Origin of the sequence: Parashewanella curva, from assembly GCF_003675895.1 — a bacterium.
In the GTDB taxonomy this organism is placed as follows: domain Bacteria; phylum Pseudomonadota; class Gammaproteobacteria; order Enterobacterales; family Shewanellaceae; genus Parashewanella; species Parashewanella curva.
In genome coordinates this window covers 12,540-35,911 of sequence record NZ_ML014766.1, presented here as the reverse complement: position 1 = coordinate 35,911, position 23,372 = coordinate 12,540, and the positions used below count along the sequence as shown (strand labels likewise).

Below are 23,372 nucleotides of genomic sequence, written 5' to 3'. Positions count from 1 at the left end.
AAACAAATCTTAATCCGGAAACCATTGCGGTATTAATTTAAAGGCCGTCCTTTGATTAATTTTCGTTTCCATAAGCGATTAGGATTAACTTTTTCAAATAATGTAGGGCTAACAGGTGGTAGCTCATTACATAATACTGCTGCTAACGCCTCTGCGGCCAAAGGGCCTGAACATAATCCTCTAGAACCTAATGCTCCCAATATGTATAGGCCATTAAATACTGGCAGTGGCATATTTTGCCAATAGTCAGCCACTTGTTGTTTTCTCTTAAATGGCTGCTCAGCTTCGAGTTGTTGTATAGCCTCAAAATTAGGGGCTAGTCCCAGCATAGGAAAGTGATCTCGTGTTACTAAGCGAACACCAACCCTTGCATCCTGTTCACTAACATCAATACTATTTACCCACTCTCTATCCGGGTAGCTTTCCTCCATTCTTTGCTTATTTTGTTGTTGCTCAAGTTCAGAGTAATGAATGTTTTCCGCTCCTTTTATATAGCTAGCACCTAAGCAGTGATGCTGGTTATGGGATGGCGTCAAATAGCCATGGGCACAAATAACTGTTTTCAGTTTTGATAGCTCATTATTGGATGGAATATGGCTAACTTGTCCACGAAAAAGGCTGGCTGGCAAATGACGCGTTTGCTCAAAACCAGTTAAACCATAACCGGATGCATTGATGACTTTTTGGTAGGGGCCGTAGCTTTGATTATCTGAATGCAATATCCAGCCTTGAGGCGTTTGCTCTAGCTTAACAATCTGAGTGTTAAAGTGAGTGTTTACCTCGGTTAGAACGCTAGCTTTGTTTAAAGCGGCTCTAGCAAAGTCAGCTGGACAAACCCATCCAGCTAAGGGGTAATATAAACTGTCTTTATCGATTGAAACGCCTGAAATCTCGTTGGCCTTGTCTGCCGAAATGGATTGTAAAATCTGTTGAGGCCAATCATTGCCATTCACAATTTTTTGTAAGCGAGCAGTAGAGCGTTCTTCGTGACCTGATTGCACCACACCACAAAAATCATGGGCAATGCTAAACCCTTGCTGATGCAGAGACGATATGCGTTGGCGACAGAACAAAAATGCCTGCTGGAAATACTGACTGAGTAAATCATTTTCTGGTGTTAAAAGAGGGTAGAGTCCTCCCTGTTTGTTGCCAGAAGCCCCTTGGGCTACAGAGTTATCCTTACAGAAAAACTCAATAGGCTTTCCTCGTTCAGCCAGTGATAAGGCTAAGTTAACACTTGCTAAACCGCCACCAATGATGGCAATTGAAGATTCAATATCTGCGTTTTGTAGGTGTGTGCTAGTGCTATTTTCGTTGATAGAGTTACCCGTCATAAATTGCAAATAACGGGATTGCAGTAGCGTCTTGTCAGTTTGATTGGGCAAGAAAATGTTAGCATATGGCTGGCAGCTACTTGCCATAAGTTGAACAAATTCAGCGTTTATCTCAGAAATATTAACATCGGGCGAAAGTTGCCAACCATCAATTTTTGTAGCGCTTAGTTTACAGAGCTCAATAAAATCATTCGTTGACTCGTGGGCATAGCGATCTAATAGCAGCTTTCCGTCATCAAACTTTAATCGTTGGCAACCTAAAATATCAACCCATTGAATGGAGTTCAGATCATCAAGAACTTGTTGTAAGCGTGGAGGTAAAAGCTCGAATTCTGCTTCAAGTTTCAGTGACAAGTGCCCAGAACCCAACAAAACCATATGGATTGACTGCTCTGGGTAGTAGGTTCTTCGAACATACTCTAAGCAAGCAATTTCAAGTGAACACTGGTTACCAATATGAGCAATCGCTAGCAAAGTGTGTGGAGCTGCATTGTCAAATAAGCTTTGTTGAAACTCCAATAATTGTTCAGAATACTGGGGGTATTCCGGATAGTTATCTTGAAAAAACTTGATTATCTCAGCAGGATAGCGCTTAATTGTGGTCATTTCACCAGCTGTAGTTTGGTGTGTCACAGAACTTACCTATATTCAATGAGTAGCCAGATTCTAGGCGGGTATTTTACCCTTGATAATGGAAAGCTGACCACTTATTAGTGACAAAACGGATATTATTGTCGCAGAAATTAGGTACTAATTAGGGTCTGCTGATCTTTCATGATTGTTTTTGCAGCGATAAATTAGTTATCTTATGAAAGGCAGAGTTTGTGCGGTGTGGTGATTACCGACATACAAAGCAGTCGTTACTTCGTTTCCACATAAACAAACGATAACGCAGCAGAAGTGACCAATTTACGCTGTCTTCGATGCTTTTGAGCACTTCTTGTTCTGTGTTGTGACCAGTTTACTTAGATGGCTAAGCTTCACTGCTCACGCCTTGAACAGAAAAAGTGCTCAAATAGCACAAAATTTAATCCTGAAAGTTCAACAGACCCTAGTACAAATTGGATAGTTAACACATGAAAAGAGTCGTCATTAGTGGATTAGGTGTTGTTTCAAGTATTGGTAACAACAAGCAAGAAGTCACTGAATCATTAAAAGCTGGTAAGAGTGGTATTACTTACTCAGAGCAGTTTGAAGAAATGAACCTACGCAGCCGCGTATGGGGTGATATCAAATTAGATCCAAGTGAGCACATCGATCGTAAAGCGCTTCGCTTTATGGGTAATGCTGCTGCATACGCTTATATCGCTATGGAACAAGCGATTGAAGATGCGCAATTGACTGAAGATCAAGTGAGCAATTTTAGAACTGGTATTGTTGCAGGTACTGGTGGTGCTTCTTCATCAAACCAAGTTCAAGCTGCGGATACTCTTCGTAATCGTGGTGTTAAACGTGTAGGTCCTTATGTTGTACCACGTATTATGTCTAGTACTGCATCAGCTTGTTTGGCTACACCATTCAAAATTAAAGGTGTGAACTACTCAATCAGTTCAGCTTGTGCTACCAGTGCCCACTGTATTGGTCATGCAGTAGAGCTAATTCAACTAGGTAAGCAAGACATCGTATTTGCAGGTGGTTCAGAAGAAGTTGATTGGACTTTGACCATGGGCTTTGATGCAATGGGTGCGTTGTCTACTCAAAATAACGATAACCCAGAAAAAGCGTCTCGTACTTATGATGCTGACCGTGACGGTTTTGTTATCTCTGGTGGTGGCGGTATCGTAGTGGTTGAAGAGCTTGAGCATGCTCTTGCTCGTGGTGCGAAAATCTATGCAGAAATCGTTGGTTACGGCGCAACTTCTGACGGTTACGACATGGTTGCCCCATCAGGTGAAGGTGCAGTGCGTTGTATGCAAATGGCTATGGCTGATGTTGATACACCAATTGATTACGTGAATACTCACGGTACATCAACACCAGTAGGTGATGTACGTGAACTTGAAGCCATTAAAGAAGTTTTCGGTAATGAATGCCCAACTATTGCATCGACTAAGTCTCTAACTGGTCACGCACTAGGCGCTGCAGGTGTTCACGAAACGATTTATAGCTTGATCATGCAAGAGCAAGGTTTTGTTGCTCCAAGCATTAATATTGATAACTTAGATGAGGCGGCAGAAGGCTTACCAATTGCTACTGAGTATCAAGAAAAAGAGCTTAACACTGTAATGACCAATAGTTTCGGTTTTGGTGGCACTAACGCAACTTTAGTGTTGAAAAAGTACAAATAAGCGATATTAAAATTTAACTTACTAAAGCCCATCTTGAATGGGCTTTTTTGTGCCCTCAGCTTTTTCACTAGGCGATAAAACACGCATTTAACTCTAATTTTATTGTTTTTGTTGGTTCTACTCTTGAACCGACTTTAGGGATAAGAGATAATTCGCCCGTCTTCGAAACGACCTTATCTTTGAAGAATTCAATGGTGACCCTAGGGTCCCCCCGCAATGATACCTTGTGGACTCGGTCAGGCCTGGAAGGGAGCAGCCGCAGCAAGTGACTCATGTGCCGAGGTGTTGGCTCTAGGGAAGCCTCCAAATATCTCAATTATATTTGGAGGTTATTTCTGTTTATATATAAATCTTTTCTCATTTCAATATCAAACTCCAGATTATTCTTAACAAATAATACACAGCTCTATCCATACCTAGCTTTAAGCTAACATCTAAATTCTAAGTTAATCTTTGTTAAATTGAGCCTTGAGCTTTCGAATGTCAGCTAAAGTTTAGTCACAAATTATCCGATTTTTTTGTGGTAGATAATTGCTTATGTCAACATTATTCCCATCTTCATTAAGTGGTATTCCTATCACAAGTTTATCTCAGAGTGATGACCGCTTTGACCTTGAAGAAATACCTGCAGAGGGAACTGATAAATATCATTGGGCAAGGTTAGAAAATGAAAACTTAGCTAAAATGAGTAAAATTAGAAAGTTTTTTCAATTCTGCCGACCTCAAAGAAATACAGTCTCAAGAGAGCAAATACCAACGCTAAAATCAATTGAATTCACCAATGAAGAGTTACTCATGTTTGACTATGAAGTTACATCTGAAAGTATGTCAAGCCCAAGCCATAAAAGGGAATTTCGAGAACGTGAGTTGATGATGTTAGAAGCTGAGCATAAGCTGATGGTGGAAGAGTTTGAGCGCGAGAAACGTTGTTTTCCAGATATTCATGGTCCATCAGAATTAAGTTTGACACCAATTCAGCCCCCAAAAAAGTTATCAGCAGGCACCGCTTTTGCAACAGCTGTAGAATTAATGGGAGGGGAGAATCCCGCACTTTGGGAACCTGAGAAATTTGTCAAAAAAATTATCGAACGAACAGAAGATGATTTGTCATGGCACATTGGCCAAGTATTCCTTGAAAAAGTCAAAGCTGGAGAGCCGCTTCCGATTATCGGCTTTAAGCGCACCTGTAATGAGATGAAATCTGAGATAAGCCGTTTCTTAAAGTTGAAAGAAGTTTCAGATAAAAATAAAGAGGGGCTAAGACAATTTTTGTTGCAGTTGTCTGAACTCGAAAAAAATGGATATTCCTATCAAGATTCATTGAAAGCTTGCTTAGTGTTCCCATTATTACAAGCTCTTGTTTATAACGATTGTAAAGATAAAAGTTGTTGGAAGAAAGATATTAAGGCTTGTGCTATTCATAGAATAGATAAAAGATATAGAGAGCAAGGTTTTACTGAAACTGCTTCAACCCTTGATATAATAGAGCTACCGTTTGATTTATTATTCTCAGAAAATCACACTGCAGATGAACAAAGTCTACTGGATGTTATTGCCAGACATCTTTCGGCTATAACAGGAATACCTAAAACATTCGACTATTCAACAAAATTACTAATAAAAGATTTCATAAGGCATTGGCAAAAGAAGATTTATTGTCCTTCTTTTGCCCCTTTAAATGATGTCAATTTATCACTAGGCGCTCATACTCCCTTTGTGCCATGGGGATTCATAAAAACAGTTAAAATTGATCACGACAATGGGAATATGTCTTGTGCATTTTTTTCTTATCACGATTTACTTCATGAGATTGATATAGAATCAGGAGCTTGTCAGTATTCACAATACTTTGCTGTATTGAAATTCTATAAATGTGGATTGTAGGCTTCTAACTGTTTTTTGAAAAACTTAAAAGTATAGGCTCGACTATAGAAATTTACGTCTGAATATTAATCTTTGCTGACAATATCTAGAATATATTTGTCTTAAAATCAATCAAGAATATATCCTACAGGTCTTTGTATATTGGCATTATCGAGGATGTATGGCAGCAGACGCTTCAGGGGTTAGTGTCAGTCCTGCTCCAACTGCTTTTCAACCCGAATTAGTTACCGCTGAGTACCCGCCTGTTAACGGTAACCAATCGATTGACTCCAATGAAAGAACACCTTTATTACATGGAACTCTACCAGTAGGCTCTGTTCAAACGGCTCGCTCACACAATGAGATTGCACGGGCTCGTTGGCAAAACGCGGTATTTACTATCCAGCAAGTCCCTTTACCTGAATTGCTTGAGCAAGCATTTACAGATCTACAAAGAGAAGAACTTGAAGCCATTGATGCCGCTAGGAAAGTGCTAGAGGGTGAGGTGGCTTTAGGTCGCAAAGAATTCTTTTTAAACTTACTCAAATCTATCGTGGTGGCAGCAGGTTGCTCAGTTGCCTTTTATTACGCTCTTACTAATGGAGACTTAGAGCTAATGATCGCAGCAGGGATACTGACAGCGATTTTTACCTTGGCGGCTTTAGACAGTATTAGTGCTTTAGTAAATTGGCGTCGTCTTGTATCAAGTGGGAAAGGTTTGCCTATTGGTGCAGATGCCATAGGCAATTTAACTTATCCAGTTGCGGCTTGTCTGACCACCGATGAAAAGGTTCGTCAGACTATAGCGCGCTTAACTTCCTTAGTTGTTAATGGAGCGTTGCGTTTAGGGACTGGCATTGTTGGAACATCCGCTCCTACCAACTTGCTTTCTGCCAAAGATGTGATCAGTCAAGGTAAGAATCTTATAGATACGGGCGAAAAATATATTGGAAGGCGTATTAATGGATTAGATATTACTCTTTCAAAATTAACTGAATTAAAGAGAGCGGCTAGAAAAGAACGGCAAGAGGCTGAATTATTTCGGCATCGCCTTGCAACTCTCTATAAACAGCACAGATATCAAAAACAGAATTTGCAAAAGTTTCGAAGTGAGTTGATCAAAATAATGGATGATTTGAAAGCTCAAGTACGTCAATTACGTGCAGATGTTAGAGATGATTTTGACCTGGCTAAAGCTTGGGTGGATTGTTGGAGGAGATTGCCTCGAGATACTCAGCAATTATTCCCTGAACTTCAATCAATGAGTCAGAGTACTTTCGAAGTGTTACACCCCAAACTCAATGAAAACTCTGCTGAGAATACTTATTTACTAGGTATTGATCCTAATAGCTTAAATATAAAACCAGATGGAAGTCGACCTTTTGTTGCACATGCTGAGAGAGAACTCGAATCTGCTGAGAAGGAAGTCGAAGCTGCTCATAAAGCACTAAAAGATGCGAGTGTTCATTTTGCGGGGAAGAATGTTTGTTTCAAAGCATTTAAAATGCCGTTTGCAATAGGCGGATTTTTAGGCTTAGGTGCTGCCGCGGCTCTTACTGTTGGTTGGGCAGGCACTCCAGTTGTTGCTTTTATGTTGGGTAATTGTGTTATATCAGTAATGGATTTAGACAAAGCGATTGCAAATTATCGTCATATAAAAAAAGAAGGACAGCCTTTGCCAATTGGAGATGACAGTATTGGGTTTGGTTTTTTTGAATCCTTAAAGGCTATAGGAGTTGAAGAAAAAAAAGCAGAAAATTGGGCAAAAAAAACCTCGACATTGGTGCGATTTTTATTCAGCTCTGGCGCATCAGCTACACAAAGCGATGTCATGGAAAGAGTCAAACAATTTGAAAATGTTACCGATAATGTTAAACCTATTCTTGAAGAAATCACCGCTCTTGAAGATCAACAAAAAAAACTTGATAAAGAAGAGTTAAAGTTACAAATAAAACTTAACGAGCTTGAACGAGACTTAAAAAAAGCATCAAAAATTGAGCTTGAAGCTTCAAGTAAAGCACATTTAGCACATCTTGAGAATATTCAACGAGTGGCAAAAATTAAGGTTAATGTCCAGATCGCCTTGTTGTTTTATTACTCTGAGCTAAAAGCGTTATTACCAAATGAAAACCGAGCTTTCTTACAGCAGTTTATTTTTCAACTAAATCAACTATCACCAAGTACAAAGCCAGAGGTAACAAAAGCTTTGAAAACGATATTTGATTCACTTCCAGCGGAAGCTCAAGGTGACATTAAGCAGCAAGTAGATGTTGAGGCGAAGCTTGGAGGCCCAAAAAATATGGCACTTGAACCAGCTGTTATGATGACAACTTAAAGTTTAAGCACTATTTTAGAGGTGAAGATGGCAACATCCGGTGTAGTTGGGGCAATGTACTGGAAGCATCAGGTTGGTAGAGAAGAGTTTTATGATTTAGCCCAAATAACTTTAGGTGAGGCAAGCCAGTGTATTGATAGAGGCTCGCCAGAGCTGATAGAGTTTATGTTACTTGAAACCAAAACGTGGAAAACGGTTAAGCATTCAATGCTTTTTGCAGTAAAAGAAGAAGCGAACAATCAAGGTGAATCTTTTAAAGTGATCTTAATATCGCGAGACAAATCAATAACAGAATTTATGACTAAAAACGCACAACATGAATTAAGATGCTATTTATCTGAAAGCCTAAAAGAATATCGAAAAACCAAGAAGGATAAAAAGTAGACATAACTCCCCAATAATTTTTTTTTAAAGTAGAAGTGTCACATTTTGTCAGAACTAATTAGGGCAAGCCTAATTAGGGCAAGCCATAGAAGCGCACAATTTGGTAGCTTGCTGAATAAGATGAAAATGCCGATTTATCAATTGTTGCCTATCTCGGCTATATCCTCCACCAATTACCGCGGCTACGGGAATATCATTTTTAGCTGCTGTACTGAATACTAACTCATCTCTTTTGGCTATGCCTTGATCGCAAATGTTCAGATAACCCAAATCATCATCTTGGTGAATATCAACGCCAGCGTCATACAAAATAAGATCAGGCTGGTGAAGCCTGATAAGCAAACTTAATGTTTCCTCTACAGTTGTTAAATATTCATCGCTTGAGGTGCCTTTTTCAAGCTCAATGTCATAGCTTGATTGCGCTTTTCGAGCGGGAAAATTTTTTGCACAATGCAATGAGCAAGTAATGATTTTATCATTATCTTGAGCCATCGTTGCAGTGCCGTCACCTTGATGTACATCGCAATCAAAGATAAGTACTTTTTCTATATTTGGCTCTTTTAAGGCTTGGGTTGCCGCAAAAATCAAATCATTGAACACACAAAAGCCACTACCGAAATTGTAATGAGCATGATGATATCCCCCTGTCAGATGTATCGCTCTGCCATGCTCAATGGCTAATTTTGCTGTTAGGGCCGTTCCTGCAAGAGAGTGGCGACTTCGAACCATCAGTTTCTCACTCCAAGGAAAGCCGATACGCCTCATGGCTTTTGGGTTTATAGTATTCGTGAATAACTGGTCGACATAATCAGGACAGTGAATGGTTTTGATATCGTCAATGCTTACTGGCGTAGGCGAGTAAAATTGTGCTGGCACTGCTAATTTATTATCAAGCAAATATTGATAAATATCTCTATATTTGCTGGTGGGGAAACGGTGATTCTTAGGTAAATCCAAGTCGGAATATGAAGAGTGATAAATCAGGGGGAGCATAATAAAAATTAGGGCCTGTTGATCTTTCGTGATTGTTTTTGCTGCGATAAATTGGTTATCTTATGCAAGGCGGAGTTTGTGCGATGTGGTTATTCCACATAAACAAACGATAACGCAGCAGAAGTGACCAATTTACGCTGTCTTCGATGCTTTTGAGCACTTATTGTTCTGTGTTGTGAGCAGCTTACTTAGATGGCTAAGCTTCACTGCTCAGGCCTTGAACAGAAAAGTGCTCAAATAGTACAAAACTTAATCCTGAAAGATCAACAGGCCCTAGTAACCTTTTTTAGCATTCGGTCGTTCAAATAGCGCAATGCGTTCTTCAATGTAACTAATGGCTTGACGGCACTTACCTAAGCGCTTTTGTGTTTCTAAAATTTCGTGCTGTAATTTGAGCTTTTCTCTGCTAGGGCATGTCGACAATTGTAAATCGAGAGCATGAATTTTTTGTTCAATTCGTGATGCCCAGTTTAAATGTTTATTTAGTTCATCATACAATTTGTGAGAGTTTTGCATGACATTACTGGCTATCCACTCAAATCCGCTGTTTTGATGTGCTCTTTGTTGCTTGTTGATATATCTAGCTCTAGACGATGCTTTAGCTTGACGAGCCGCTTTTAGGTTGATGTTTGTCGTCGCTAGAGCACGTTTTACCGCGGAAAATTGGTCGTGTATTTGCTGGCAACTTATCTCAATGGTTTCTTTATTTAAACCCACTCGAAGACGCTTTTCTAGTTGCTGGATTTGGGAGCGAATTTGTTGGATACAGGGCTGAAGTTTTGCTCCTGTCTGTAAGAAAAGCTGGGTATTAAATCTGTCAGTATTTTGCAAAAGCTTACATTCGCCTTGAGCTAGTCTAGAATCATGTTGCAGTACTTCTTGCTCTAGTTTATCTAGTTGTTGTGCTAACTTGCTGATCAAAGCTAATGAATTCAAAACCAATTGCTCCATGCTAGGTGAATGGACATGATGATGACAACACTGATAAATAGTGGCTTGATCACAGAGGAACCAAACTGAATGGCAAAGCGTGCGCCTATAAATGAGCCAAGCATCATAAATAAGCCCATCGATAGCCCAATTTCATACATTACATCAGACTGTAGCATAAATACCACTAAGGCCGTGATATTACTCACTAATGTCATGGCTCTAGCTAGCCCACAGCAATTTAAAGTGGGAAGTGAATACAGTCTTGATACTGTAATTGTCCAAAAGGCACCAATCCCAGGGCCGGCAAAACCATCATAGCCACCTAGAAAAAAACCACTTAGCCATTGTTTGATTTTGTTTGGTGTAGTTTTAGGTGAAGCTTCGTTTTTACAACCAATCGCATTAGGACTGAATAAGGTATAAAGTGCAACGCCAATAATGATGGCGGGTAGAATAAGTTCAAGCCAATAATTATCAATAGCCAGTACTAATAAACTACCACACACAGCACCAATAAAAGTGGCAATTGCGGTGTGGTACCAAAGTGATGGAGTAAAAAACTGTTGTTTAAAATAAGTCATTGCTGATGTGAACGAGCCAAAACAAGCGGCGAGCTTATTGGTGCCCAAAGCAACATGAGGCGGTAAGCCTACAGATAGTAAAGCTGGTATCGTTAGCAAGCCACCACCACCAACTACAGCATCAATAAAACCTGCTGCAACACTTACGCCTGATAAAATCAGCCAATGACTGGTTTCTAATAACATTTACTCAATCACTCTTCGAAAAGGTGGCAGCGCATCTAACAGTGATTTGCCATAGCGTTTGGTTAATAAGCGTTTATCAAGAATGGTGACACGTCCATAGTCTTGCTCTTTTCTTAATAAGCGACCACAACTTTGAATAAGCTTTCGAGAAGCATCGGGTACGGTTAATTGTAGAAACGGGTTACCACCTTTGAGCTTGATGTACTCAGCATGGGCTTGTTCAACAGGTGAGGTTGGTACTGCAAAAGGTAATTTGGTGACAATTAAGTTAGTTAAGTAGTCGCCGGGTAAGTCTAGCCCTTCTGAGAAGCTACCAGTACCAAAAATAATACTGGGTTTGTTGTTATCACAGCGTTGTAAATGTTGCTTTAAAAGCTCTTGTCTTGGAGAAGAGCCTTGGATCAATAGCGGTACTTTTAGTTTTGACTCTAATAGTTCACTGACTTTATCCATCTGCCAATAGGACGCAAATAAAACCAGGGTTGCAGTTTCGTCTTCTACCAGCTCTAAGATTTTGTTGGCTAATTCTTGAGTAAAATGATCATCAGTTGGTTCACATTCCATCTTAGGAATATACAGAGTGCCATTGTTTTCATAATCAAATGGCGATTGTAAAGCCAAGTAGCGGCTTCCATCATTTAAGGTTAAGCCAACTTGATGACAAAAATGATCGAACTTATTTAACGCACGAAGCGTTGCACTACATAGCACAACTCCAGCGGCTTTTTGCCACAATAAGTTCTCAAGCATAAAGCCGACTTCAATAGGCGAGGCCTGAAGTAAGTAATCACCTTGTTTTGCGGTTAGTAGCTCAGCCCATCGAGCCGAAGGAGCACCTTTGGCTGAATCTTCCTTAGCCATGGCCTTCCAGAGTTTGCTCACGCCTTCTAAGCGCTGCATCATAAATCCAGTTTCGGTGAGTAAGGCTTCAGCTTGATGCTTGGGAATTTCACCATCCTTTATCGCTTCGTTTAAAACGCTTTGGATTTTGGCAAATTGCTTAACAGCTGAGTTTGAAGCCGTGGCTAAATTCTCGGCTGGAATTTTTAGTTGCTCAGGGATCTTACCGTGTTCAAATCGCCAGCGAGATTCTTGGTTATTAAATAGCTTTAGATGAGAATCAAAAAACTGTGCAACAAGTTTCGAACCTGACATCATCTCAGCAATGTGATCTTGTAAATTTTGCGCGGGTGAAATGACGGAATCACTTTTTATTTGATTTTGTAGCTTGGAAACCGTTTTCATCAGCTTTTCTAGCCAATCGGCCGTTGCTTTTACGGTAGATTGCGCACTACTAAAATCACGTGCAACAGAGGGCAAGTGGTGTGCTTCGTCAATCACGTAATAGCTTTCTTCTGGATCAGGCAATATTACGCCACCGCCAAGTTCAAGATCTGCAAACAGCAAGCTATGGTTAACGATCAGTACGTCCCATGTATCCATTTCATCGCGTGCCGAATGAAACGGGCAAAGTCGGTGATTTGGCTGCATACGATGACAAGAGTGTTTGTCGGAAGATATTTGTTGCCAAAGATGATCAGGAATAGGGCGCTTTAAGGTATCAATTTCACCGTTCCATTTTCCCTCATGGAAATCTTTTAATAACTGTTCGAGCAATTTGATTTGCGATTGTTCAGGCTTAGTCTGCCACATTGCAACTTGACCACCGGACTCAGAGCCAATCATCATTTCCAGCTTTGACAAACACACATAACGCTGACGCCCTTTAACCAAGCCAAACTTAAAGCCTAACTCAGCTTGCTGGTGAAAAAATGGAATATCTTTATGAAGTAGTTGTTCTTGCAGAGCCACGGTTGCAGTTGCAATGATGACTTTCTTTTTTTGCTCTAAGGCTAGGGGGATTGTGCCCAATAAATAAGAAAGGGATTTACCAATCCCTGTTCCCGCTTCAACCACAACAATTCGGCGATGCTTATCATATTCGCCGGCAAGGGTTTTAGATATTTCCGCTACCATGTAGTTTTGCTCACGACGAGATACAAAGTTCGGTAACGCGGCAGCTATGTCTTTGTATATAGCTCGAATACGAGTTTTAATTTTGGTTGTGAGCATAAGTAAGTAGCAGTATTGTCCGTTATTGGTTCAGCAGCTTCAGTTTTATCTAAAAACTACATTCCATTACTTTAAAATTGTACCTGATTATCTATCAAATTCAGCCAAATACTAGCTAGTGTGATAATTCACTAATAAATCGACACTTAATAATTGTCATACCTGCGAAGGCAGGAAATGAAATAACGACAGCTTTTTATGTCGATCATCCAGCGACTTTTAAGAACAAACAAAGGCACTAGACTCCCGCTTTCGCAGGAGTGACAGCGAAGCACGCTGAATTTCATGGTGGTTCAGGAAATTATATAACTGTATATATTAACAGGTTTAGTGCAAAATGCTTATTAGAATTTTTTGGTTTGCACTCAGGTGACCGTACAAATGCCCCAGCAAATTATCACAGGTAAAGTATTAACTCGTCGATTGAAAAATCTCGATAAACAGAACTTTTTGGAATACTTTATAGCGACTGAGCAAGGCTGTGTTCAGGTCGATGTTGCTGCGGCTGATTGGGTTTGCTTTTGCCATCAAAGTGATTTGCTTGAACTAAAGAAAGTAGCATCTTCCGTTCATTTTCAGGCTCAGGCTGTCGAGCTGAGAAGTTTTACTCTTCAACCTGTATGTGCACTGTATGTTAAATCAAGCCGAGATATGACCCTACTGAGACGCATTTCAACTGAATATAACATTGCGTTATTTGAAGCGGATATTCGGCCCGAACATCGTTTTCTTATCGAGCGCTTTATTGCATTTGATGTCGACTTTATTGGTCAATTTGAGCCCTCAAGTGATAATACGGCTAGATTTACTGCTGAAAAAGCAAGGAAAGCGATAGAAAAGACGGACGTTAAGTTAAAAAGTGTATCGCTTGATTTTGAATGTTCAATGGAAGGTGAATTGTATTCTGTAGGCCTTTATAGTGAAACGCACCAATCCGTTTTTATGGTTGGGGAAGACGTTGAAGGCAGCCCAGAATATTTACATTATGTAAACGATGAACGGCAATTGATCTTCGCATTATTGGATTGGTTTACTGAGCATGATCCAGACATCATCATTGGCTGGGCTGTAGTGACATTTGACTTAAGCTTGTTATATCGCCGAGCCAAGCTTCACGGCATCCCTCTCACATTAGGACGAAAAAGTAGTCTGTTAACATGGAAAGTCGAGAATAAGCATCGACCAGAAACTTTGTCGCTGCCCGGAAGAGTCGTTTTAGATGGGATTGACTGGCTAAAAGCGGCGTTTTATCAATTCGATAGTTTCTCTTTAGAGTTTGTGTCTCAGCAATTGCTAGGAGAGGGCAAAGCGATCGATGAAGTAAAAAATCGTGGAAACAGAATTACTGAATTATTTCATCAAGACAAGTTAGCACTGGCACACTACAACCTTACTGATTGTCGGTTAGTTTGGGAAATCTTCGAAAATACTCAGCTATGGCAATTTGCTATCGCTCGTAGTGAATTGACAGGTTTAGAACTTGGGCGAGTTGGTGCATCTGTAGCTGCATTTAACAACCTGTATCTTCCTCACTTACATCGTAGTGGTTATGTTGCACCTCAGTTTCCAGCAAGTCAGGGCTTAGAAAGCCCTGGCGGATACGTGATGGCTTCAGTTCCTGGTTTGTACAAAAATGTACTAGTTTTAGATTTTAAAAGCTTATATCCATCCATTATTCGTACTTTCTTAATCGACCCCAAAGGGTTGATCGAAGGACAAGAAGCTGAGTTAGAAGAAAGAGTATCCGGATTCTTGGGAGCCGAATTTCATCGACATAACTCCATTCTACCTAGTCTCATTGCCAACCTTGATGTACAGCGCGACTTAGCTAAAAAAGAAAATAATCAGCCATTATCACAAGCCATCAAAATCATTATGAACTCAATGTATGGGGTGCTTGGCTCGACGGGCTGTGTTTTCCATGATGCAAAATTAGCAAGCTCAATCACCATGCGTGGTCATGAGATCATGAAGCAAACAAGAGTGTGGATAGAAGAGTTAGGTTACAAGGTGATCTACGGGGATACGGACTCTACCTTCGTTTGGGTTGAAGATATTGATGCTAATTTTTCAAAGATTGGAAACGATCTAGTAAAAAAAGTTAATTGTAACTGGCAGAAAAAACTACAAAAAGAGTATCAACTTGACAGTTTTTTAGTGCTTGAGTTCGAAAAACATTATGAACAATTCTTCATGCCAACATTACGAGGATCTGAGCAAGGAAGTAAAAAACGATATGTAGGACAATATCGAGATAAAAATAAGCAACTTACTTTATCGTTTAAAGGAATGGAAAATGTTCGACAAGATTGGAGTAAAATTGCAAGAAGGATCCAATTTGAACTATTTGATAGATTGTTTTCTGGTAAGCCATTAAGTCATTATTTGAGTGAACAGCTTACGCAATTAAAAAATGGTGAATTAGATAATGAGCTAATTTTTATTAGAAAACTTACTAGACCACTCGAGGATTACACCGCTAAATCTTCCCCTCATGTTAAAGTCGCAAATCATCTACTCGCATTAACTGGAGATAAAAAATTCAGTAAGCGTGGCTGTAAAATTGAATATATAAACACTATCTCAGGCGCAGAGTCTGTATATCACAAAACATCACCAATTGATTATGACTATTACATAGACAAGCAAATTAAACCAATAGCGGAGCCTATTTTTGATGTAACTGAAGAGAGTTTGGTAGAAGTTCTAAGCAATCAGTTGAGTTTAATATGAAATCTTTTAATGAAAACCGTAACTTACATTAATAAAGTTTAATTTCATTATCTTGGAGTGCCTATATGCTTTTGTTATAAGAAACAACGCATTTAACTGTATTTAAAAGGTCACTCAATATGAAAAAATCTTTATTGGCAACTGCTGTAGCGGGTTTAATGCTGTCACCTGTTGTGTTTGCAGCTCAGTTATATGATAACGGCAATACATCGATAACAGGCTCAGGTGCAATAGGAGCCGCAGTCGTAAACACTAACAGCAAAACTGAAGCTATTAATGGTGGCAGTAAAGTTCACCTCGATTTTGCACACAAGCTGCAAAATAATTGGAATGTGTTTGGCACATACGAGTGGGGCGTTAATCTAGCAGGTCAACCCGAACTTAAAGTAAACAATGATGCTTTAGTCTCTGATCAAAAAAGTGATTTTTTCTATAACCGTTTAGGCTTTGTAGGAGTCTCTCATCCGGTATATGGTAGCTTAGCCATTGGTAAAATGTACGGCGCATGGTGGGATGTTGTTAAAGACACCGATAATGGAGCTATCTGGGATGGTCTAGCTGCTGGTGTATACACATTCAAAGGTGATGGTGGTGTAAACGGTGTTGGTCGCAGTGATCAAACCATTCAGTATCGAAATACCTTTGGTAATCTGAGTGTTGCGATTCAAGCACAAGTTAAAGAAAACTCTTTCAGCATCGATCCTACATCTAAAGATTCACCATTTCCAACTCACGCTTTACCGGCGAACATAACCTACAAAAATACCTACGGAATTGGCTTACGCTATCAAGTTGTTCCACAAGTGACGTTAACAGCTGGTTATAACAGAGGAAAATTCGACATTGATTATGGCGCAATCAGCAATATCAAAAAGCCAGATGATGCAGATAAAATCTATGGTGGCGGAATTGTATTAGGTGACTGGGATGCACCTGGTTTCTATGCCGCCGCAAATTATAATCAAACGACATTCCATGATGTTGATAACATCGGACGCATGATCCCAAGCTCAAAAGGTGTTGAAGCCGCGGCATCGTATTTAATGGATAACGGCCTACGTTTTTATGTTCAGTACGATGTATTAAATGCAGGAGATGATTATAAACAAGCCTATGACGGTGACACGTTCAAACGTGCCAACGTAATCGGAAGTTTACAATATCAAATTGACCCTCAAACATTAGTTTACTTAGAAGGTCGCATTGACAAGAGTGACTTTAAAGGTTCACATGAAGCCGCAATGACTGCATCAGATGATGATGGAGTTGGGATAGGTATCAAATATAGTTTTTGATAACTCGCAAAAATAAATTTAACAAAATCTTAAAAAGCTGGAATCACCTTCCAGCTTTTCTATTTTAGGCTTGATTTCAAATAAAACTCAACAAATACAGCCTTGTAATCGTATCTTGTTTCTCACCGTTCTTTCCCTCTTTGCTGACAGCAAAAAATAATTTATTTCAAAAGTGAAATATTTTTCGCGCCTGATGTTGCTTAAATGTTTCAAATATGATTTTATTGCGTCATTCAACAAATTTATGTGACGCAAGTTGCAGTTTTAAGTTGAGTGAACTGCCTAATTTGGTGCAATTCAAAACAGGCAGAAAACTATAAAGACATAAAATGTCCAGGGAGATAGACAATGCTTAAAAATAATTTATTAGCTAAATCAGTGAAGTTTGCATTGATTGGCGGTGCTGCTACGGCGGCATTTACTTCTACAGCAGTTTTGGCTGAGGAAGATGGCGCTAAAGTAGAGCGCATCGAAGTAACTGGTTCACGTATTCAAAGAACTGACATAGAAACGGTAACTCCAATTACCTCTATTGGTCGTGCAGAAATCATGGCAACAGGTGCTATCAATGTTGCAGATGTACTAAACCAATCTCCGGTTGCTATTGCTGGATCAGATCAATCAAATACTTCATTTTCAACTTCAAGTGTAGGTTTGAATACAACTTCATTGAGAGGGCTAGGAGAAGCGAGAACTCTAGTGCTTGTCAATGGTCGCCGTTTTGTTTCTGGTGTGTCACCATCAAGTGGCTATGCTGTCGACTTAAACGCAATTCCTACATCGATGATCGAACGTATTGACATACTTAAAAGCGCATCATCAGCAGTATATGGTTCAGATGCTGTCGCTGGTGTGGTAAACATTATTACCCGTAAAGATTTTGAAGGTGTAGAGGTTGATGCCCTAGCTGGTATCTCACAAGAATCAGACCGTCAAAAGCATGCAATTAATATTACAGCAGGTAACACTTGGGACACAGGTAACGCTACTTTCGCTGTGGGTTATGATGAAGATAAAGGTCTTAAGTCATCAGATCGTGACTTTTCACGCTTTGACCAAGCTGTTGTTTTGGACAAAGATGGTAATGAGATGATAGGAAATATCTTCTCATCTTACCCTCCGCAAGGTCGTGTTGGTGGTTTAAATGCAGATGGTACACCATTTAATTTTGCACATGAAGAAGGTAAAAACCGCTTTAACCGTGCATCATATCGCCAATTAGTTACTCCACTAAAACGTTCTTATGTAGCATTCAACATTCGCGAAGCAATTTCTGACGATATCGAATTCTTTGGTGAAGCAAACTGGAACTCATCTAAGACTTTTGATTCTACAATTGAACCAACACCATTTTCTACAGATGATGTATTTTTGCCAGCTCGTGGTGGGAAAGGTGGAATCAAACTTTCGAACCCAATGGTTCCTCAAAAATTACGTGATGCTCTAATAGCACAACGTAACGCTGCAATTAAGGCACGTGAAGAAGCTAGAAAGAAAGATCCTAGCTTGCCGGTTATTAATCCGTTAACTGACGATGATATTATTCCTACACTGGTTCGACGTATGGTTGAGTTTGGTGCCCGTTCTACGGATCTTGAAAGAAGTACAATTCGTTTTGTTAATGGTATCGATTGGGCTATCAACGATAATTGGAACTTCAATGGTTATGTCTCATGGGGACAAACTGATCAATCTCAAGAAAATGGTGGTCAAGTTAACGTAGAACGTGCAGCACTTGCATTTGATGTGATCAAGGATGCTAATGGTAACCTTGTTTGCCGTAACGAACTTGCACGTTTACAAGGTTGTGTGCCGTTAAACTTATTCGGTGCAGGAACAGTTACACAAGATGCAGTTGATTATGTTAGATCACCTGCAAAAGTTAGTGGGCAGGTTCAACAATTTGTAGTAGCAGGTTCTGTTACTGGTGAATTACCTCTAGAGCTACCAGGTGGTAACATTGGCGTTGCAATGGGTGTTGAGCACCGTTTAGAAAAGGGAACATTCAAACCAGGAGACTTAGCTCAAACAGGTGCTTCAAGCACAAATAAATCAGAGCCAACAGATGGAAGCTTTACGTCTGATGATGTATTTGTTGAAGCAGTACTTCCAGTACTTGATAACTTAGAGTTAGATCTAGCTGCACGTTACACTGATCACGAAATAACAGGTGGTGATACGACGTGGAATGCTGGTATTAAATACTCCCCAATCGAGTCACTATCGCTACGTGCTTCTGCTGCCAAAGCAGTAAGAACACCGAACATTGCTGATTTATTTGGTGGTCGTGGTGAAACTTTTGCTGGTGTTACTGACCCATGTAACAATGTAAAGGCTTCAGACACCTCTGAAGTTGCTAAAAATTGTTTATCCATTCCTTCAATTGCAGCACGCGTAGCTCGCGATGGTAGCTTTAAACTCACTCAGGTAGAGGCACAGAGCACAGGTGGAACAGTTGGTGGAAGTAAGGATGTTAAAGCTGAAATCGCAGATACGCTGAGTTTAGGTTTTGTATGGCAAGTTATTGATGGTTTATCAATGACTGTAGACTATTACGATATTTCTATTGATAATGCAATCGCAACGACAGGAAGAACTACGGTACTAAACAGATGTTTTGAAGTGTCGAAAGATAAATTTGACCCTACTTGTGACGGAAAAGTTGTGCGTGATGGCAATGGTGCACTTACAGAAGTTCATTCTGGTAAGAGTAATGAAAATCGAATTGAAACTTCAGGTGTAGATATTGAGTTAAATTACACCATGGATTTAGGTGATGGTACTTTAAAAGCTGATTTAGTGTGGAACCATGCTAATAAGTTTGAAACTACTCCATTACGTGGTGGTGAAACAATCGATTCTGTTGGCGAAGTCCTAAGTCCTGATGATCGTGCAAACTTAAACTTATACTACACTCTGAATGAGTTAGATCTGTCTTGGAGAATGCGCTACTGGTCTGCTTCAACAGACTCTAATGAAGGAAGTAACTTTAACTTTACTAACTTTAAACCATTAGAGAAGTTTAATAATTTCGGTGGTGTTGTTTACCATGATATGTCAGTCGGTTATCACATTACGGATAAAGTGCAAGCTACTTTAAATGTTCGTAACATTTTTGATAAGCAACCTCAATTTGCTGGACAAGGTTTCAGTAGCGGTGGTACTGGTATCAACACTGTTTCAGAGGCATTTGATGTAACTGGTCGTTATTTCCAATTAGGATTTAATGTTAAATTCTAACAACTAAATTAACCTTAAACTCTAAAAAGCCTTAGTCAGACTAAGGCTTTTTTTATGGTCGCAGAAATGTAAGATTTAGATTGCTGGCAAGTTAAATTTGATAATATTTTCTGTATGTCAGCAAGTGATAGGTTGTACTAAAGAGTCCGATGAGGCTAACTAAATAAAGGAGATATAATTAAATGGCATTAACATTATGTATTCTTTGATGGCTTTGCTTTGTAAACAAAATGTTAATAAAAACAATTATATTACTTAATTCCCACCTCAGAGTTTAAGAACTATTGACACTCGTCAACCTTTTATGGAATTATGCCTTCGGGTCTATGCCTAAGGGTATAGAAAAAGGGAAAATAAAAACAATCACAATAGAAAGATGTACTTACGTGATTGCATGAAGTATTAAAATAAACACTCAGCAATATCAGTAGGTTAACACTTTTTAATTAACAAAAATTGGTTGGGAACTATGTCCAAGGTAAGCAAGAGAACTAAAATTGCTTCGGCGTTAGTAGGTGTACTAGCGATTGCAAGCAGCAACCTGGCAGTTGCAAATCCTCTGAGCGATGTTCAAAAAGCAGACGGTAAAATTCACACTTCTGCTGCGGCTTCTCAGAAGAAAGTTGATAAGTATTTTGATCAGGCACAAGATCTGCTTATCCAATATGACTCTGTTGCGGGTGAGCGTGAAACGCTAAAAGACTACAACGATTATGTAGCAAAACTGGTTGCAGACCAAGAAACGACTATGGCTGCAATTCAAAGTGACATCGACGGTGTTGATGCACTTCGTCAAGGTGTTGTACCTCTTATGTTTAAGATGGTAGATGCACTAGACAAATTCGTAAAGCTGGATCTTCCTTTCAAAACTGACGTACGCGAAGAGCGTGTTCAGCGTTTAAAAGAAATTCTTGACTCTGCAGAAGTTACCCTGGCTGAAAAATATCGTCTGATTTTAGATGCATATAGTATCGAGCGTGAATACGGTACTTCTACCAACGCTTATGAAGGTAAGCTAAACCTTGGTGGTAAAGAAGTATTAGTAGACTTCCTACAATTTGGTCGTGTTTCTCTAGTTGCACAAAGCATCGACCAAAAGAATGCTTGGGTTTACAACAAAGAAACAAAATCTTGGGATGAGCTAAATGATGGTTACCTTCGTAACATCACTAAAGCTATTCGTCAGGCTCGTGGTCAAGCTGCACCTGATATGTTCGCTCTACCAATCCCAGCTGCGGAGGCTGCTAAATAATGAAAAAGTTAATCACATCCACACTAGTGGCTGCTAGCCTTTCTTTAGTAGCTGGCATGGTAAGTGCTGCTGATGCGCCTACGTCTGTAGACCAACTTCTAAAGCAGGTTCAAACCGACCGCGCAGCAAAAGGCAAAGTAGACAAGAAACGTGAAGCTGAATTCCGTGCAGAACGTGCTGACAAAGCGGCGCTTCTTAAAAAAGAAAAGCGTGCTCTTGCTAACGAAAAGCAGCGTGGTAAAGACTTACAACAACGTTTCCTAGACAACGAGCGTCGTATCGCCCAACTTGAAGCTGACTTGGTTGCAGCTCAAGGAGACTTAGGTGAAATGTTTGGTGTTGTTAAAGGTGAAGCTGGCGATTTCGCTGGTAAGCTTGCATCTTCTAACATTTCTGCTCAGTACCCAGGTCGTGACAAATTTGTTGCTGACTTAGGTGCTCGTAAGCAGCTTCCTAAAATCAATGAGCTAGAAAAGTTCTGGGAAGACCAACTTTTCGAAATGGTTGAGCAAGGTAAAGTTGTTAGCTTTAATGCAGATGTTACTGGTCTAAACGGTGAAGTAACTAACACTAAAGTAACTCGTGTTGGTCCGTTTAACCTATTAGCTGACAACCAATATGTGGTTTACAACGATACTTTAAGCATCATCCAAGACCTAGCTCAACAGCCAGGTGGCCAACAAGTATCAAGCGTACAAAACTTCCTAGGTTCTACTTCAGGTTACACAAAGCTTTTTGTTGACCCAGCACGTGGTAACCTACTTAAAGTATTCACTGGTAAAGCTACTCTAGAAGAGCGTATCGAAGCTGGTGGCCCAATCGGTTACATTATCATCGGTATTCTTGTTGTTGGTGCTTTAATTGCACTATTCAAGCTAGTAACTCTATACGCTACGGGTGCTAAAGTTAACGCTCAACGTAAAGACATCAACAACCCAGGTAACAACCCTCTTGGTCGCGTACTTCAAGCTTACCAAGCGAACAAGTCTGGTGATGTTGAAACTCTAGAGCTGAAACTTGATGAAGCTATCCTAAAAGAAACGCCTTCTCTAGAAAGCGGTATTTCTATCATCAAAGTATTCGCAGCTATCGCGCCTATGATGGGTCTATTAGGTACAGTAACTGGTATGATTGCTACCTTCCAAAGCATTCAGTTATTCGGTACTGGTGATCCTAAGCTAATGGCTGGCGGTATCTCTATGGCTCTTATCACGACTGTACAAGGTCTGATTGCTGCCCTACCACTAATGCTTCTACACGCTATTGTTAGCGCGAAGAGCAAGTCTGTAGTTCAAGTACTAGAAGAGCAAAGTGCTGGCCTAGTTGCTGAGCACGCTGAGAAGAGGGCTCAATAATGATGCTATTCCTGATGGACATTTGGGATTCCGTCAGGGGCTTCATGGCCGCTGGAGGCGACGTCCTCTGGCTGGTTGCGGTAGTACTATTCCTAATGTGGGTGTTAATGCTTGAGCGCTACTGGTTCCTAAACTGGGTATCACCAGCTAAACATAAAGCAATCATCAAAGCATGGGATGAAAGAGAGGATTCAACCTCTTGGTACGCACACCGTATACGTGAAGCTTGGGTATCCCAAGCCAAACAAGAGTTAAACGCGGGAATGCTTATCATCAAAACCTTAGTAGCTATTTGTCCTATGATTGGACTATTAGGTACAGTAACAGGGATGATTCAAGTATTCGATGTGATGGCAGTACATGGTACGGGTAACGCTCGTATGATGGCAGCTGGTATTTCAATGGCTACCATGCCAACAATGGCAGGAATGGTAGCAGCGTTATCAGGCGTATTCTTTAGTACACGTCTAGACGCAAAAATGAAAATCAGCATTGAGAAGCTAAAAGATAGCTTGCCACACCACTAG

The 23,372-nt window shown here is 40.0% G+C and carries 15 protein-coding genes and 1 other RNA gene; 11 read left to right on the top strand and 5 right to left on the bottom strand.

Translation table 11 applies throughout. The features are described 5' to 3' along the window. Window positions 1-32: 32 nt before the first annotated feature. Window positions 33-1,967: an FAD-dependent 5-carboxymethylaminomethyl-2-thiouridine(34) oxidoreductase MnmC1 gene (mnmC1, locus tag D5018_RS07385; protein WP_121838373.1), complete on the bottom strand. Its 1,935-nt coding sequence runs from the start codon at window positions 1,965-1,967 to the stop codon at window positions 33-35. A gap of 443 nt (window positions 1,968-2,410) precedes the next feature. On the opposite strand from mnmC1, the gene fabB reads away from it, so the two are divergent. From fabB to D5018_RS07360, 5 genes are all read left to right on the top strand, one after another. Beyond that, complete coding sequence (gene fabB, locus D5018_RS07380) at window positions 2,411-3,622, top strand: beta-ketoacyl-ACP synthase I (protein ID WP_121838372.1); 1,212 nt, start codon at window positions 2,411-2,413, stop codon at window positions 3,620-3,622. Between the two features lie 200 nt (window positions 3,623-3,822). Then, window positions 3,823-3,920, top strand: an RNA gene (gene ffs, locus D5018_RS07375) — signal recognition particle sRNA small type. A gap of 239 nt (window positions 3,921-4,159) precedes the next feature. Then, window positions 4,160-5,506 carry a hypothetical protein gene (locus D5018_RS07370; RefSeq protein ID WP_121838371.1) on the top strand — a complete coding sequence of 449 codons (1,347 nt, stop codon included), beginning with the start codon at window positions 4,160-4,162 and terminating at the stop codon, window positions 5,504-5,506. A gap of 160 nt (window positions 5,507-5,666) precedes the next feature. Next, complete coding sequence (locus tag D5018_RS07365) at window positions 5,667-7,820, top strand: hypothetical protein (protein WP_121838370.1); 2,154 nt, start codon at window positions 5,667-5,669, stop codon at window positions 7,818-7,820. A gap of 27 nt (window positions 7,821-7,847) precedes the next feature. Next, a complete protein-coding gene (locus D5018_RS07360; RefSeq protein WP_121838369.1) occupies window positions 7,848-8,204 on the top strand; it encodes a hypothetical protein in 357 nt (118 codons plus the stop codon). A gap of 69 nt (window positions 8,205-8,273) precedes the next feature. On the opposite strand, the gene D5018_RS07355 is transcribed toward D5018_RS07360, so the two are convergent. From D5018_RS07355 to dinG, 4 genes are all read right to left on the bottom strand, one after another. Continuing rightward, on the bottom strand, window positions 8,274-9,197 hold the full coding sequence (locus D5018_RS07355) for a histone deacetylase family protein (protein ID WP_121838368.1): 924 nt from the start codon (window positions 9,195-9,197) through the stop codon (window positions 8,274-8,276). Between the two features lie 273 nt (window positions 9,198-9,470). Next, window positions 9,471-10,133 carry a primosomal replication protein gene (locus D5018_RS07350; protein WP_121838367.1) on the bottom strand — a complete coding sequence of 221 codons (663 nt, stop codon included), beginning with the start codon at window positions 10,131-10,133 and terminating at the stop codon, window positions 9,471-9,473. After that, window positions 10,130-10,897 (bottom strand): sulfite exporter TauE/SafE family protein, encoded by a 768-nt coding sequence (locus tag D5018_RS07345; RefSeq protein WP_121838366.1) that lies wholly within the window; start codon window positions 10,895-10,897, stop codon window positions 10,130-10,132. The genes D5018_RS07350 and D5018_RS07345 overlap by 4 nt, the downstream gene beginning before the upstream one ends. Next, window positions 10,898-12,970, bottom strand: a complete 2,073-nt coding sequence (dinG, locus tag D5018_RS07340) for an ATP-dependent DNA helicase DinG (RefSeq protein WP_121838365.1) — start codon at window positions 12,968-12,970, stop codon at window positions 10,898-10,900. It lies immediately after the preceding gene. A 381-nt stretch (window positions 12,971-13,351) separates the two neighbouring features. Between dinG and D5018_RS07335 the strand changes: the two genes are divergently transcribed. The 6 genes from D5018_RS07335 to D5018_RS07310 all read left to right on the top strand — a co-directional run bounded on the left by D5018_RS07335 (window position 13,352) and on the right by D5018_RS07310 (window position 23,372). After that, window positions 13,352-15,703 carry a DNA polymerase II gene (locus D5018_RS07335; RefSeq protein WP_121838364.1) on the top strand — a complete coding sequence of 784 codons (2,352 nt, stop codon included), beginning with the start codon at window positions 13,352-13,354 and terminating at the stop codon, window positions 15,701-15,703. Between the two features lie 119 nt (window positions 15,704-15,822). Next, the gene (locus D5018_RS07330; protein ID WP_121838363.1) at window positions 15,823-16,998 is read left to right on the top strand and encodes a porin; all 1,176 of its coding nucleotides are present in this window, start codon (window positions 15,823-15,825) and stop codon (window positions 16,996-16,998) included. A 348-nt stretch (window positions 16,999-17,346) separates the two neighbouring features. After that, entirely contained in the window at window positions 17,347-20,238 is a 2,892-nt protein-coding gene (locus D5018_RS07325) for a TonB-dependent receptor domain-containing protein (protein ID WP_121838362.1), read from the top strand. 469 nt (window positions 20,239-20,707) lie between these two features. Then, the gene (locus D5018_RS07320) at window positions 20,708-21,490 is read left to right on the top strand and encodes a DUF3450 domain-containing protein (RefSeq protein WP_121838361.1); all 783 of its coding nucleotides are present in this window, start codon (window positions 20,708-20,710) and stop codon (window positions 21,488-21,490) included. Beyond that, entirely contained in the window at window positions 21,490-22,845 is a 1,356-nt protein-coding gene (locus tag D5018_RS07315) for a MotA/TolQ/ExbB proton channel family protein (protein WP_121838360.1), read from the top strand. Before D5018_RS07320 ends, D5018_RS07315 begins: the two co-directional genes overlap by 1 nt. Beyond that, the gene (locus D5018_RS07310; RefSeq protein ID WP_121838359.1) at window positions 22,845-23,372 is read left to right on the top strand and encodes a MotA/TolQ/ExbB proton channel family protein; all 528 of its coding nucleotides are present in this window, start codon (window positions 22,845-22,847) and stop codon (window positions 23,370-23,372) included. The genes D5018_RS07315 and D5018_RS07310 overlap by 1 nt, the downstream gene beginning before the upstream one ends.